Origin of the sequence: Paenilisteria portnoyi (assembly GCF_014322795.1) — a bacterium.
GTDB classification, from domain to species: Bacteria; Bacillota; Bacilli; order Lactobacillales; family Listeriaceae; genus Listeria_A; species Listeria_A portnoyi.
The window spans coordinates 23,784-37,490 of sequence record NZ_JAASTT010000020.1; the positions used below are offsets into that span (position 1 = coordinate 23,784).

The 13,707-nt window shown below is 45.2% G+C and carries 15 protein-coding genes; 12 read left to right on the forward strand and 3 right to left on the reverse strand.

Annotated features, from left to right (window positions below; translation table 11 throughout):
* Positions 1-30 precede the first annotated feature (30 nt).
* Positions 31-2,592 carry an immunoglobulin-like domain-containing protein gene (locus HCJ66_RS12605; protein ID WP_187133455.1) on the reverse strand — a complete coding sequence of 854 codons (2,562 nt, stop codon included), beginning with the start codon at positions 2,590-2,592 and terminating at the stop codon, positions 31-33.
* Between the two features lie 265 nt (positions 2,593-2,857).
* On the opposite strand from HCJ66_RS12605, the gene hisZ reads away from it, so the two are divergent.
* The 10 genes from hisZ to hisC are packed head-to-tail and all read left to right on the forward strand — an operon-like array spanning position 2,858 to position 10,336.
* Positions 2,858-4,030, forward strand: coding sequence for an ATP phosphoribosyltransferase regulatory subunit (hisZ, locus tag HCJ66_RS12610; protein ID WP_187133456.1), 1,173 nt, complete (start codon positions 2,858-2,860; stop codon positions 4,028-4,030).
* The gene (gene hisG, locus HCJ66_RS12615) at positions 4,027-4,665 is read left to right on the forward strand and encodes an ATP phosphoribosyltransferase (RefSeq protein WP_187133457.1); all 639 of its coding nucleotides are present in this window, start codon (positions 4,027-4,029) and stop codon (positions 4,663-4,665) included. Before hisZ ends, hisG begins: the two co-directional genes overlap by 4 nt.
* Positions 4,662-5,960, forward strand: coding sequence for a histidinol dehydrogenase (gene hisD, locus HCJ66_RS12620; RefSeq protein ID WP_187133458.1), 1,299 nt, complete (start codon positions 4,662-4,664; stop codon positions 5,958-5,960). The genes hisG and hisD overlap by 4 nt, the downstream gene beginning before the upstream one ends.
* Entirely contained in the window at positions 5,947-6,531 is a 585-nt protein-coding gene (hisB, locus tag HCJ66_RS12625; protein WP_187133459.1) for an imidazoleglycerol-phosphate dehydratase HisB, read from the forward strand. Before hisD ends, hisB begins: the two co-directional genes overlap by 14 nt.
* Positions 6,532-7,152 carry an imidazole glycerol phosphate synthase subunit HisH gene (hisH, locus tag HCJ66_RS12630; protein ID WP_187133460.1) on the forward strand — a complete coding sequence of 207 codons (621 nt, stop codon included), beginning with the start codon at positions 6,532-6,534 and terminating at the stop codon, positions 7,150-7,152.
* Positions 7,131-7,856, forward strand: coding sequence for a 1-(5-phosphoribosyl)-5-[(5-phosphoribosylamino)methylideneamino]imidazole-4-carboxamide isomerase (gene hisA / locus HCJ66_RS12635; RefSeq protein ID WP_187133461.1), 726 nt, complete (start codon positions 7,131-7,133; stop codon positions 7,854-7,856). The genes hisH and hisA overlap by 22 nt, the downstream gene beginning before the upstream one ends.
* Positions 7,846-8,607 (forward strand): imidazole glycerol phosphate synthase subunit HisF, encoded by a 762-nt coding sequence (gene hisF, locus HCJ66_RS12640; RefSeq protein WP_187133462.1) that lies wholly within the window; start codon positions 7,846-7,848, stop codon positions 8,605-8,607. The genes hisA and hisF overlap by 11 nt, the downstream gene beginning before the upstream one ends.
* Positions 8,604-8,924, forward strand: a complete 321-nt coding sequence (gene hisI / locus HCJ66_RS12645) for a phosphoribosyl-AMP cyclohydrolase (protein WP_181676837.1) — start codon at positions 8,604-8,606, stop codon at positions 8,922-8,924. The genes hisF and hisI overlap by 4 nt, the downstream gene beginning before the upstream one ends.
* A gap of 2 nt (positions 8,925-8,926) precedes the next feature.
* Complete coding sequence (gene hisE / locus HCJ66_RS12650; RefSeq protein ID WP_187133498.1) at positions 8,927-9,241, forward strand: phosphoribosyl-ATP diphosphatase; 315 nt, start codon at positions 8,927-8,929, stop codon at positions 9,239-9,241.
* Positions 9,242-9,253: 12 nt separating this feature from the next.
* Positions 9,254-10,336, forward strand: a complete 1,083-nt coding sequence (hisC, locus tag HCJ66_RS12655; RefSeq protein ID WP_187133463.1) for a histidinol-phosphate transaminase — start codon at positions 9,254-9,256, stop codon at positions 10,334-10,336.
* A gap of 517 nt (positions 10,337-10,853) precedes the next feature.
* Here the strand turns inward: hisC and HCJ66_RS12660 are convergent.
* Positions 10,854-11,225, reverse strand: coding sequence for a DUF1433 domain-containing protein (locus HCJ66_RS12660; protein WP_187133464.1), 372 nt, complete (start codon positions 11,223-11,225; stop codon positions 10,854-10,856).
* Positions 11,226-11,329: 104 nt separating this feature from the next.
* Here HCJ66_RS12660 and HCJ66_RS12665 point away from each other — a divergent pair, with 104 nt between their 5' ends.
* Together HCJ66_RS12665 and HCJ66_RS12670 are read left to right on the forward strand one after the other, a co-directional pair.
* Positions 11,330-12,424: a Tle-like phospholipase domain-containing protein gene (locus tag HCJ66_RS12665; protein ID WP_187133465.1), complete on the forward strand. Its 1,095-nt coding sequence runs from the start codon at positions 11,330-11,332 to the stop codon at positions 12,422-12,424.
* A 14-nt stretch (positions 12,425-12,438) separates the two neighbouring features.
* Positions 12,439-12,825: a hypothetical protein gene (locus tag HCJ66_RS12670; RefSeq protein WP_187133466.1), complete on the forward strand. Its 387-nt coding sequence runs from the start codon at positions 12,439-12,441 to the stop codon at positions 12,823-12,825.
* A 54-nt stretch (positions 12,826-12,879) separates the two neighbouring features.
* On the opposite strand, the gene HCJ66_RS12675 is transcribed toward HCJ66_RS12670, so the two are convergent.
* Entirely contained in the window at positions 12,880-13,665 is a 786-nt protein-coding gene (locus HCJ66_RS12675) for a 2OG-Fe dioxygenase family protein (RefSeq protein WP_187133467.1), read from the reverse strand.
* Between the last annotated feature and the right edge of the window lie 42 nt (positions 13,666-13,707).

Here is a 13,707-nt window from a genome sequence, read left to right on the forward strand (position 1 = left end):
ATGATAGTAACTACCATGACTTGATTTATTCTAATTCATTGTAACTGGTATCCGCTTGATCTCTTTAAAATTCGCATCTACCGCTACAATCTCTAATTTATCCGCATTGCTCGTAATTTTTTTGATAATCTCTGTACATGTGTAGGTTCCTGTTATTGGGTCCAAATCAGCTTGTTTCGCGACTTCACCATTCACAAAAAGGCGCACATATTTAATATCTTTACCGTATGTTCCTGTTAGTGTGAGGCTACCAAATGCATAGTCATCCGCTGTTAACGTAAGATCTAGCACAATCGGCTTCATTACAACTGTTGCGCGACCAACTTCTACATAAGCATCGTCTACTCCAACAACTTCCACCAAATCGCTATCTTTCAAAATGCTTTTCTTAGCATTCGCAAAAATATAGCTACGATCTTCGTTTATTGTGGCTTCTTGTACAGCTTTACCGTTGACCCAAAGACGTACTTTACTGATATTCTTACCAATCGTCCCGGTAAGTGGCAACATACCAAATTGATATGTGTCCGCTTTTATCCAGTTCTCTAGTGGGGAGCTCGTAACGGTTACTCTCACACGTTTCACTTCCGCGTTTTGTGCGTCAACACCAACGACTTCCACAAGGTCTTTCTTCGATGTTACAAATTGCGTGATGTTCTTTGCTTGATAAGTTCCATCTGGATTTGTTGTCGCTTGAGCCACTGATACACCATTGACCCAAAGAGAAACTTTTGCGATGTCTTTGCCGTAAGTGCCTTCGATGTTCGCCGCGTCCACCTGATATCCATTGGCTGTTAGTGCATAATCTTTGACGATGGAACCTGTAATTTTCACAGGAACGCGCATTAGTTCGACAAATTTAGAATCAACGGCTACGATTTCGACTTTGTCTGTTGGTGCCTTGACGTAATTCGCTGCCTTTTCGATCGTGAATGTGCCATCTGTGTTTAATGTGGCTTGTGTTACCGCAACCCCATTGACCCAAAGACGAACACGCGGGATATTTTTGCCGTATGTTCCTGTTATGGTTGCTTCGCCTAACTTGTAATCATTCGCAGAAAGTGTGATGTCAGCGCCTTTTGTCACATAAATGCTCGCCACATTCGCTTTACCATTTAGTGGTTTTGTGATGTATACGGTTAGACTCGTGTTAGCTGTTTGTTGTGGTATCGAGACACTATATTCTCCGTTCGCGTCCACCGTACTTGAGCCTAAAACAAGGGAACCATTTCGTACGACCACACCTGCATTCGGTTCACCAGTCCCTGTTACTTCTGTTGTGTTTGTTGTCACTGGATTAATCGTGATTGGCGCAATGACATTGAATTCACTTTTTGCCTTATCCAAATCTTTCTGGATCCTCGTTCTCGTTGTGTAGTCTATTATCAAATTAACCTGTGCCTGCGCTTTATTCAAGTCTGTTTGGTTTGTTGTTGGTTTGACATGGTTTGCAGGATTATTATCGATGAACAATTCATCCACCAACTGGCGTGCAAGTTCTTCTGGGGTTGGAACTGCTGTTACCCACAAGTCCGCGATTAAGTAGGATACGTTCTCTACTTGTGCCCAAATCGCAACCGTATCGCCAACTGCTAATGTGCTCGGCGATACAACATTTTTCGTATTTCCGCTTACCGTACTTGTTGTTGTCATCGCGTTATTATTTAATGTAAACTTGTAGGCATATTTCGCCTGTTCCGTATTATCTAACGCAAAAGTTGCCGCTTGATGATCGTCACTTAATGTGATTCCTTGGAACGCATCGCGCGCTCCAACTAGCGTTTCGGCTTTATTCAAGTAGCCCTGTAGCGTATCTTTTTCTGGAGATGCTTGTAGAATAGCTACTTTCATTTGCGCCTCCGTTACACTTGCTTTGCTGGCCGTTGTTGCTACCATTTTAGTCGGATTGCTATCCACAAACAAGCCTAAAACTGCCGCTTCTGCTTCTTCATACGGTATTCCGATGACATCCTGCGTTAAATCCGCAGCCATGAAACGTTGTCCTTTCGAATTCAGTAAATTCACGTAAATTTTGACTTTCATGCCTTTTTCTAAAGTCACCGCCCCCATATCGATCCATGAGCCGTCTTCATCGTACCGATTCACACGATTTAGCGCTACCTTGTATGTATTGTCTGCTGATGCCATGCCTGTTGTCATCGCGATTCTCGTGCCAGTCGCATTATAAACCTCTGCGATGAAAACCGTCTGTGATTCGAGTCTTCCAGTGATTCCCGTTGCTCCTTTTAAAGCGCTATCGATGGTTAAAGTGGATTGGATTTTCGTGGTTAGTTGGCTGATCGCCTTATCCAGAATCAATCGTAACTCGGCTTGCTGGATTGGATCTTCTAAACGGGCCACATCTGCAATCGCATCGTTGACTGGCGTTTGATCTAGTCCCGCTCTGATATCATTTTTTGGGTCTTTCCCTACAAACAATGCGTTGACTTCCGCTTTCACATTTCCGTAGATTGAGCCTTGTACTGCTTGGTTCGCCGCTTGTGCCCCAACTGGTGCCGTCGCGATAACCGATCCTGCAAAAACATTCGTTGCTAAAAAAAGTAATGCTGTTTTCTTCATTATTTCATTCATTCTTTTCGCCCCTTTGTGATTTATTTGTTCATAGTTCTACTTCAATCCTAGCAGTGTCCGCCTCGAAAAAAATACAATATTTCCGCTTTTTGATGAAAATTCCTGACAATTTAGACATATTTAGACGATTCAGCTCACTTATTTCTAGAATATTCTATGAACTTATTGGTATACTAGATATATTCTTCCTTTTATATTTACAAAAACGCTTTAGTCTGCTAATATGGTAATACAATAAAGTTAACGTGAAAAGGAGCTCAGAAATATGAAATGGAATCGAAATTTACCTACTGGAACCAGAGATAAACTTTTTAAAGAAGCGGCGTCGGCTTATGATATGGAGCATCTGGTGAATCGGTCGTTTCATGCGCGCGGGTATCAGAGAATTGAAACGCCTGTCATCGAATTTGATGATGTTTTCTCGGCGATTAATGATGTAAATCTGTACCGTTTTTTCGATAAAAAGGGGCGTTTGACGGTTTTGCGGCCAGATATGACGTCGCCGATTGGTCGGGTGATTAGTACGACAGGTGTGACGCCGCCGCTCAAGCTTTCGTATAGCGGTAAGGTGTTTCGAGCGAATGAGGAATTGGCTGGGGAACGCAATGAAATGACGCAGGCTGGGATTGAAATTATCGGGTTTGCTTCTATTAAAGCGGAGATTGAGTGCATTACGAGTGCGATTGTGGTTTTGAAGCAGCTGGGGATTAGTGATTTTCAAATTGAGATTGGACACGCGGCGATTTATCAGGCGGTGATTCAGACGCTGGATTTGCAAGGTAGCGACGAGGAAGCTTTTCGCCAAGTGTTGCAGAATAAGAGTTTGTTTGGGATTCGGGCGTTTGTGGCTAGCCACCCGAGCGTGATGGATGATTTTATTTTGGCATTGCCGCGCTTGTTTGGTTCGGTGGACACGATTCGGGAGGCTCGGGCGTTGACGGACAATGTCGTTATTTTGGAGGCATTGGCGCAGATGGAGACGATTATTGAGGTCGTGGATGTGCCGGAGCATTTGTCGGTGGATATTGGCTTGGTGCAGGAGCTTCATTATTATACGGGCGCGATTTTCCGTGGTTATGCGGATATGTCGGCGGTTCATTTCTTGAGCGGCGGTCGTTATGATTCGCTTTTCGCCGAGTTTGGGGAGGATAATTGGCCTGCGGTTGGGCTAGCGCTGAATCTGGATGAGATTGTGTCACTGAAACGGCGGTCGTTGAAAGAGGACGAGCCGGACGCGAAAACGTTTATTCATTATTCGCTTGCGACGACGCATCTGGCGGAAGAAATTCTGGCTAAGACGCCGAACAGTTCGCTTAGCTTTTTTGATCAATTGTCGGAGAGCGTTGCCTTTGCGAAGAGATGGCAATTTAGTCGAATCATTGATGTGAGCGATCATACGGTACGCGAGATTGATCCAGAAAAGGAGGTTTTGACGTGAAATCACTGCAAATTGCCTTGACGAAAGGTCGCTTGGAGAAGTCTGCGGTTGCGCTTTTGGAACGGGCGGGAGTGGATTGCGCGATGCTACATGAGAAGAGTCGGAAGCTTATTTTTAAAAGTGAGGACGCGCCGTATTCGTTTATTTTGGCGAAAGCGCCGGATGTGACGACGTATGTGAAGCATGGCGTTGCGGATATTGGGATTGTTGGGAAGGACGTGTTGATGGAGCAGGACAAAGAGCATTATGAGATGCTGGATTTGAAAATTGGGCAGTGTCAGTTCTGTTTGGCATCGACGCCGAGCTACGATCCTAGTGATTATAGGCGCAAAATTATCGCGACGAAATATCCGACGGTGGCGACGAAATATTTTCGCGAACGTGGTGAGGATGTCGAGATTATCAAGATTGAGGGCTCTGTTGAGATGGCGCCTATTTTGGGACTTGCCGATGCGATTATTGATATTGTAGAAACTGGTTCGACACTGCGTGAGAATGGCTTGGTTATTTTTGATACGATGTACGATATTTCGGCGCGGCTCATCGTGAATAAGGCGTCGCTGAAACGGAATAAGGCGCAAATTTTTGAGTTGATTGATTTGTTGGAGAGAACGCTTGAGGAGGACGCGAAATGAGGTTTATTTCTGGAGATAAAAAGGCGATATTGGAGCAATTACATAGCGCGACGAGTACGGATACGCAAGTCGAGACCGAGGCGGCTGTCAAAGCGATTATTGCGGATGTGAAAGCGAATGGTGACGCGGCGCTTTTTAGACTGACGGAGCAATTTGACGGGGTTCGATTAACGGATTTTCGAGTGGCGCAAAGTTTACTGGATAATGCTTTAGACCATGTGGAATCTGATTTTATCAAGGCGTTGGAACAGGCAAAGGCGAATATTTTGTCTTACCACCAGAAGCAGAAGCAATCCGGGTTTGTGGACACGGAGAAACACGGCGTGATGCGCGGTCAGCTCGTTCGTCCGCTTGAAACGGCTGGGATTTATGTTCCTGGTGGCACGGCGGCTTATCCGTCCTCAGTTTTAATGAACATTTTACCAGCTAAAATCGCTGGTGTGCCGCGGATTATCATGGTGACACCGCCTGGAAAAGATGGCTTAAATCCGCATATTCTAGCTGCTGCGAAAATTGCGGGCGCGGATGAAGTGTATCAAATCGGTGGCGCGCAAGCCATTGCTGCTCTCGCGTTTGGGACTGAATCGATTCCAAAAGTGGATAAAATTGTTGGACCGGGTAATATTTTTGTGGCGCTAGCGAAACGGGAAGTGTTTGGTATCGTGGATATCGATATGATTGCGGGACCTTCGGAGGTTGTCGTGATCGCGGACGCCACGGCGAATCCTCGTTTTGTTGCTGCGGATTTATTGTCGCAAGCGGAACATGATACGTTGGCGCGCGCGATTCTTATTACGACGAGTGCGGCGTTTGGCCAAGCCGTTGCTTCCGAAGTGGAAAAACAGCTTCAAACCCTGCCACGCGAAGAGATTGCTCGGGCTTCGATTGCCAATTTTGGACAGGTAATTGTCGCTGAATCTGTGGAAATCGCGTTCGATATTATGAATGAGATTGCGCCGGAGCATCTCGAAATCCAGTTGGAGAACCCGATGGATTATCTGAGTTATGTTAAAAATGCTGGCTCGGTTTTCTTGGGCGCTTATGCCTCCGAACCGCTTGGTGACTATTTTGCAGGACCGAATCACGTGTTGCCGACGAGTGGAACGGCGCGATTCTTCTCCCCGCTCGGTGTCGCTGATTTCTGCAAACGTACCTCGTTTATTTCTTACACAAAAGACGCGCTGGCGAAGGAAAAAGATGCGATTGTACTGCTCGCTGAAAAAGAAGGATTGACAGCGCATGCTCGCGCTATCGAAATTCGATTTGAGGAGGATGACGAAAATGAGAACAGCTAAAATAGAACGGAAAACCGCGGAAACATCGATTAAAATGGAGGTTTATTTGGATCAGCCGGAGAAATGTGAGATTAACACTGGGGTTGGTTTTCTTGATCATATGTTGACTTTATTTGCACGGCACAGTCGGATTGGGTTTGTTTGTGAGGCAATTGGGGATTTGGACGTTGATTCGCACCACACCGCGGAAGATGTCGGGATTGTGCTGGGGCAATGTTTGAAGGAAGCGCTCGGCGATAAAGCTGGGATTAATCGTTATGGTTCGGAGTACGTGCCGATGGATGAGTCACTTGGCTTTGTGGCGCTTGATCTCAGCGGGCGTTCGTATCTCGTTTTTGATGCTTCTTTCGATAATCCGAAACTTGGTGATTTCGATACGGAATTGGTGGAGGAATTTTTCCAAGCGGTGGCGTTTAATGCTGCCATGAACCTGCATTGTCGCGTGCTTTACGGCAAAAATACGCATCACAAAATTGAGGCGCTGTTTAAAGCGTTTGGCCGGGCTTTGCGTCAAGCGATTACGGTGAATCCGGATATCAAAGGGGTCAACTCAACGAAAGGTGTGCTGTAAATGCAGATCGCGATTATCGATTATGACGCTGGCAATACGAAGAGTGTGAGCAAGGCGCTCGATTTTATTGGGATTGAAAATACGATAACAGCTGTGAAAAAGACGATTTTGGAGGCGGATGGCATTATTTTGCCGGGTGTTGGTGCGTTTCCGCAAGCGATGGCGGCACTCGAAGAACGCGATTTAATTGCAGTTTTGCAAGAGGCTGTCGCGCACGGAAAACCGCTACTTGGTGTGTGTCTCGGAATGCAATTATTGCTTGATTCTAGCGAAGAATTTGGCTATACGCAGGGACTTGGACTCATTCCTGGTCATGTGAAATTGCTACCGGATACGGCGAAAATTCCGCATATGGGCTGGAATCAGTTGGAAGTGAAGCAGAACTCGCCGTTAACGCGAGATCAGGACGGTAATTTTGTGTATTACGTGCATTCTTATTACGCGGTTTGCGATGCTAAATACGTGATGGCATCCAGCGATTATTCCGTGGAAATTCCCGGTATTATCGCCAATGAGAACGTGTATGGCGCCCAGTTTCATCCCGAAAAAAGTGGACAAGCAGGACTCGAAATATTACAAGGATTTAAGGAGGTAATCACATGCGCATCTTCCCAGCAATAGATTTGAAAAACGGTCGTTGTGTGCGGCTATATCAAGGCGACTTCACACAGGAAACCGTTGTAAACCCTGACCCAATCGCCCAAGCCACCGCGTTTAGTGAACAAGGCGCAACCTATTTACATATTGTCGATTTGGATGGGACGCTTGAAGGGAAACCAATTAATCTAGACGTGATCCGCGCCATGAAAAAAGCAGCTGGACTCCCCGTCCAAGTTGGTGGCGGGATTCGAACGATGAAGCAAATCACGTTTTATCTCGAAGACGCTGGTATTGATCGTGTTATTATCGGTTCGGCGGCACTGGAAAACCCGGATTTAGTTCGTGATGCGGTGAAGCTTTATGGTGATAAAATTGCGGTCGGAATTGACGCGAAAAATGGTTTTGTCGCAACGTCTGGCTGGCTCGATGTGAGCGCCACGGATTACTTGACGTTCGCAAAAGAAGTCGAAAAAAGCGGCGTCCAAACGATTATTTTTACGGATATCGCAAAAGACGGTACGCTCGAAGGTCCGAATTTGAAGCAACTTCAAGCTTTGCAAAACGCAGTGGACGTTGATATTATCGCATCTGGTGGCGTGAGTAATAAACAGGATTTGGTGCAACTTTCCGAGCTCGGTTTGTACGGTGCAATCTGCGGTAAAGCTTTGTATAACGGCAATATTTCGATGGCAGAAATTACGGAGGTGGAGAATCTTGCTAACTAAACGAATCATTCCATGCCTAGACGTGACGGATGGACGCGTCGTAAAAGGCATCAATTTCGTATCGCTAACCGATGTCGGTGATCCTGTCGAAATCGCCAAAGCTTATAATGAAGCTGGCGCGGACGAGCTTGTTTTCCTTGATATCACCGCAACCCATGAAGAACGCCGCACGATGATCGATGTCGTCGAACGCACCGCAGAACAAGTCTTCATCCCGCTTACTGTCGGCGGTGGCATCCATTCCGTCGCGAATATGAGAGCCCTGCTTCAAGCTGGCGCGGACAAGATTTCACTGAATTCAGCCGCCCTCAAAAATCCCGATTTAATTGCGGAAGGCGCTGCCAAATTCGGCAATCAATGCATCGTCGTTGCCATCGATGCCAAATATCATGCGGATGATGATTCATGGCACGTTTATAGTCGTGGCGGACGTGAGGATACTGGTCTTGACGCCATCCAGTGGGCAAAAAAAGCGGTCTCGCTCGGCGCTGGCGAAATCCTGCTAACGAGCATGGACGGTGATGGTACCAAGGACGGTTACGACATCGCGCTCACCGACGCGATTTGTAAAGCTGTCTCAGTTCCCGTCATCGCATCAGGCGGTTGCGGAAACGCCGATCACATGGCAGAAGTATTCGCCAAAACAGGCGCTGACGCCGCACTTGCCGCTTCGATTTTCCATTACGGCGAAATGACGATTCCAGAAGTCAAACAAATTTTGCAAGAGAAAGGAGTTGCGATTCGGCCATGACACTCGATTTTTCCAAAGGTCTCATCCCCGCAATTATCGTGGAGGACACGACTGGCGACGTCCTCATGCTTGCCTATATGAACGCAGAAAGCTATCAGAAAACGCTCGACACGAACACGACTTGGTTTTTCTCCCGTTCTCGTAACGAACTCTGGAATAAAGGCGCGACATCCGGCCATTTCCAGCACGTCAAAGAAATCCGCTCCGACTGCGACAATGACACGCTCCTAATCCGCGTCGACCAAATCGGAGCCGCCTGCCACACTGGCGCGCACAGCTGTTTCTTCAATCTAGAAAAGGAAGTGACCGAAAAATGACGATTCTAACCGAGCTTTACAACCAAATCAACGACCGCAAAACCACGCCAAAAGAAGGCTCCTACACCAATTACCTATTCGACCGCGGACTCGATAAAATTTTGAAAAAAGTGGGCGAAGAGACAACCGAGGTAGTCATCGCTGCGAAAAATAACGACAACGCGGAACTCACATCCGAGCTCGCCGACCTGACCTACCACGTCCTCGTTTTGCTGGCAGAGCAAGGCCTAACACCCGACGACATCGCACGCGAACTCGAAAAACGCGAAGGCAAAATCAGCGTCACGAAAGACCGCAAGCCAATCGACGAATTATAAGGAGGCTCACACATGGTAAAATCATCACTAAACACCCTATCCGCCTATAAACCAGGCAAACCATTAGAAGAAGTCCGCCGCGAACTCGGACTCAAAAAAATCACAAAACTAGCATCCAATGAAAACCCGTTCGGCACATCAAAAGCCGTCACACGCATCCTTAGAGAAGGCGCGATGGATCTATCCTACTATCCCGATGGTGCCGGCCGAATTTTGCGCGAAAACATCGCCACTTTTCATAGCGTCCCGACAGATAATATCCTGCTCGGTTCTGGCCTTGATGACGTTATCCAAATCATCTCGCGCGCCATCCTAGAAGCTGGCGACAACATCATCGAAGCCGCGCCGACCTTCTCCCAATACTCCCTTCATGCCACAATCGAAGGCGCCGAAACGCAGCGCATCCCAGTCGATGAGACAACCGGAAAATCCGACCTCATCGCCATGGCAAGCGCCGTCAATTCGCGCACAAAAATCATCTGGCTCTGCAATCCAAATAACCCGACAGGCACGATTTCCAGCCAACAAGAAGTCCTAACCCTACTCGAATCCGTACCCAAAGACGTCCTCGTAATCAGCGACGAAGCCTATTTCGAATACGCCACGACCGCAGAATACCCAGACACATTCGCGCTCCTAGACCAATTTCCAAATCTCATCATCATGCGCACCTTTTCCAAAATTTACGGTTTAGCAGGCTTGCGCATCGGATACGCCATCATCCCAGACGCCCTAAAAGACCCCCTCAACATCGTGCGGCTCCCATTCAACACATCATCGATCGCCCAATCCGCCGCAACCGCCGCACTCGCCGACCAAACCTTCGTCGAAAAATGTGTCACGGCCAACACCGAAGGCCTAAAGCAATGGTACGACTTCTTAAAAACACGCGGCCTAGCCTACTACAAATCCGACGCCAACTTCATCTTTTTCGACACCCAGCGCGATGCCGCCGAACTTTTCAACCAACTACTCCAAAAAGGCTACATCGTGCGCGCCGGACTAAAATCAAATTGGCTACGAATCACCATCGGATCCGAAATAGAAAACCGCGAATGCATCCAAGCCCTAGCATCTATTTTAGACAATAAATAATACACTCTAACACGTCTCTAAGCTTACTCTCATCACATTTTAATCCAAGTAGACCAACCTGACAAAACTGTCACATTGCCGTTTCAAAATGTAAGCCAAAGCGATGTTACAACTCCCGAATTCACGTTATACTTGTTTTATTGGAGCAAGTCATCTTTTCCCCAAGATGATGTGGCGGCGACGATAAATAAAAATGAGCTTTCTTTTAAAGACCTAATACACGCTTCAAAAGAAAACTCATTTCCTATTCAAAATAGACGAGCATTACTCGCTTTGCTCCATATGGAGAATACCCCTATACCATAAAATTTCCCTGATATCCCTTTTATATCGTCGCCACCACACACTCCTAAAAACTCCCTATAGGCACATGCGGTTCCCCCCGTGTGTGTTTTTTTGTTGATGCACTTAGGAAGTGAGCAGGTAATCCTTCAGTGGTTCTTGTAAAGCGTACTATGCTGAATTAGAATCTCAGTAGTCTCTAAACATTATCTCTTCAATAAGGCTTAGGCAAGCCCTACTCTAATTTTTCAATTTCTGAAACAGACTTATCCACATCAAACTTTGCCAACTCGCCTAATTCTGCCGATACAACTACTCCATTTTCAAAATGTTTATCATAAAGACTAGCGCTAAAATCCAATTTTTCATCCCCATTAGCATAGCCGTCAATATAATCTGTTCCCATTGGGTTAGTTCCTACATCCGTTATCGTGATATTATGTATATCTTTGTAATTATATTTAAAATATATTTCGATTCTCTCTTTTTCAATTGCAATTCTATCGCTTTGTTTTTTTTCAATGCTGTTGTTAACCATAAATACTCCCCCTATTACTATAACTATCAGTATGCATACACAACCACTAATGACTAAGCCTTTTTTCATCTCATCACCTCTCAGATAATTATACCATATTCCTTAATCTTCTGTTATAATAAAAATAATTGCCACGAAATGCTAATAAGCTTGCCAAAGGAGAGTTTGTCCAAATGATTACAGATGAAATGAATTTTGAACTTTCTAGTACAGTTTACGGAGATAAATCACTAAAAATTGGCGCTAATATCAACTTACAAAACGAAAAATGGATAACACTAGATTCAATAAACACCAAAGATAGCCTACAGGCCGTTGCGGTTGTTCCACTAAACGAATATAAAGTTTGGAAATCAGGAAAACTAAAAGAATTCTCCCATATTATTTTTGCATCGCGAGGTTCTCAGGAGGCAAAAGACTTTGTCGTTGATGCGAAATTAGCCACGCCATCCAAGCCAGAATCAGGAGATCAATTTTATGATTACGACCAATTTGTCAGCAAAACCATTAACAAATATACAACGAAAGATTATAGTTTTACTGGTCACAGTTTAGGTGGTGCGCTTGCTCAATATGAATCTGTAAAACTTCTAAAGCCCGCAACTACTTTTGCAGCAGCCAGAAGTTTCAATAAACTAACTGATGAAGAACAAGCAAAAGCAAAGAATGGCGACTATTGGTCCTTAATCAAAGACTATAGCCATACGGACGATTGGGTTGGTGCACTGCCACCGAACGCTTCCGTTTTCTATCAGCAATTTTCCATGGATCGCAATGATAACAAGCACTCTATCCTGGATATTTTTAATCTATCTGGACATATGCCTAACACTTTTACAGGGCGTTTCAATTCTAACGGCTCTGCAAAACTAGCTATTTCACCTGATGATATTCAACAACTAGGCAACCGCATTAAAAATTTATCACTACATATAGATAATATGATACGTTCCCTTGAAGATGCCCGTGACTTTGAAGAAAGTAAAATACGCTCACTCAAAAACAAAATGTATAATGAAACATACAGCGGTAAGTATGATCGCTTAACCGAATATGATGTAGATGATATGTTACAAGATCTATCAAAAAATAAAGCAGGGGGCATTTACCGGCTCCATGACGATGAAGAATTAGTCGATTTTGTTAGCCGCTTAAGAAAAATAAAACAAGAACTATATGAATTCGGTGATAACGTTGGCTATGCTGGGTATAAATTCAAAGAACAAGATGCTGACCTTGGCAATATTCTATCAAGGATTTTATCATAGAATAGGAGTTAATAATGGATTATTCAAATATGTTAGCCGATATAGATAAAGCACTGGAAAACGCAATTGCACTCGGTTCTAAGCAAGCTATCGACAGCTTGCAATCTGAGAAAACATACATCGAGCGTCAAGCGCAATTAACTCTCTTACGTGCAGAATTAGAACAAAAAACAAAGAAGATTTCGACTGAAACTAAAGAGATACTTAACGGCAACACACAGCTTTTTGAAGAATGGTTCCATGAATTGACAAATATAGAAAATCAACTGAAAATTTCTTTCGAGAGTAAAACAGGGAAAGCCATTGGAACTTCACTCATGGACAAACGAAACAAACTTTGTCAATATTACAGTCAAGACTATCGCGAGTTACAGAGCAGCTTTAAAGTCAGAACGTTTTAAAGAAAATAAGCGATTAATCGTCATTCCGCGTGATTACTCGCTTATTCTAGTCCATCAAAGCGGCTTCACAACAGTCGGCTGATAATCAATCAAAATCATCGACCGCTCCCCAGCCTCGTCATCCTCACCCTTATGCACCGCGCTCACATAATGGCTCACCGCCACATCCGCAACCCCATAAGACTCCAAGCTTTTAGTCAACGCAAAATCCGCAAAAATATGCCCCGCATCGATATATTCTGGGAACTGATCCACATCATCCACCGTCGCAATCACGTTCTCTCCACCGACAACATTCCGACGCTTCACTAAATGCGCAAACGTAAACGGCTCACCGTCTCGATGCAAACAATTCGGCGACGAAACCGCCTCGTCCCCATCCTGCTCCACCTTCAACTTCACGAAATGAACGCCCACATTCACCGGCATCACCATATCCCGCGCCTCCCAATATGTCTGCGCAAAATCAAACTGAATAATCCGTTTCAAAAGCTCATTTTCAAGCATCTCCTGTTGCAACATCGGAAAACTACGATACGCATCCTTAAACTCCGGATTAAACGCCCCTTGAAAATACTCCGCAACTGCTTCCCCGTCCTCATTCACCATCGCCGGCAACCATTCCACTTGACCCGACCACGGCAAAATAACCGCACGCGAAAAACGGCGATAACGATGAAGTCCAGCTGCATAAGCATCCACCGGCAAATCCTCAAAAGCCCGCTCAATCTCGGCAAACTGTTCCGCAATCCATTTCGCATCCTTCTTATATAAATGACCAATATCCGCTCCCGCATCGAACCGAATAAAGCCTTTTTCTAACATATCATTTTTGTACACTATTCATTCCCTCATTTCTTTTCAAAACTCCCTCTCATTGTA

Coding starts and splice junctions, on each gene's coding strand:
- HCJ66_RS12605 (WP_187133455.1), bottom strand. CDS start 2,592: ATGAATGAAATAATGAAGAAAACAGCATTACTTTTTTTAGCAACGAAT.
- hisC (WP_187133463.1), top strand. CDS start 9,254: ATGGTAAAATCATCACTAAACACCCTATCCGCCTATAAACCAGGCAAA.
- hisB (WP_187133459.1), top strand. CDS start 5,947: ATGAGAACAGCTAAAATAGAACGGAAAACCGCGGAAACATCGATTAAA.
- hisI (WP_181676837.1), top strand. CDS start 8,604: ATGACACTCGATTTTTCCAAAGGTCTCATCCCCGCAATTATCGTGGAG.
- HCJ66_RS12665 (WP_187133465.1), top strand. CDS start 11,330: ATGATTACAGATGAAATGAATTTTGAACTTTCTAGTACAGTTTACGGA.
- hisA (WP_187133461.1), top strand. CDS start 7,131: ATGCGCATCTTCCCAGCAATAGATTTGAAAAACGGTCGTTGTGTGCGG.
- HCJ66_RS12660 (WP_187133464.1), bottom strand. CDS start 11,225: ATGAAAAAAGGCTTAGTCATTAGTGGTTGTGTATGCATACTGATAGTT.
- hisZ (WP_187133456.1), top strand. CDS start 2,858: ATGAAATGGAATCGAAATTTACCTACTGGAACCAGAGATAAACTTTTT.
- HCJ66_RS12670 (WP_187133466.1), top strand. CDS start 12,439: ATGGATTATTCAAATATGTTAGCCGATATAGATAAAGCACTGGAAAAC.
- hisD (WP_187133458.1), top strand. CDS start 4,662: ATGAGGTTTATTTCTGGAGATAAAAAGGCGATATTGGAGCAATTACAT.
- hisH (WP_187133460.1), top strand. CDS start 6,532: ATGCAGATCGCGATTATCGATTATGACGCTGGCAATACGAAGAGTGTG.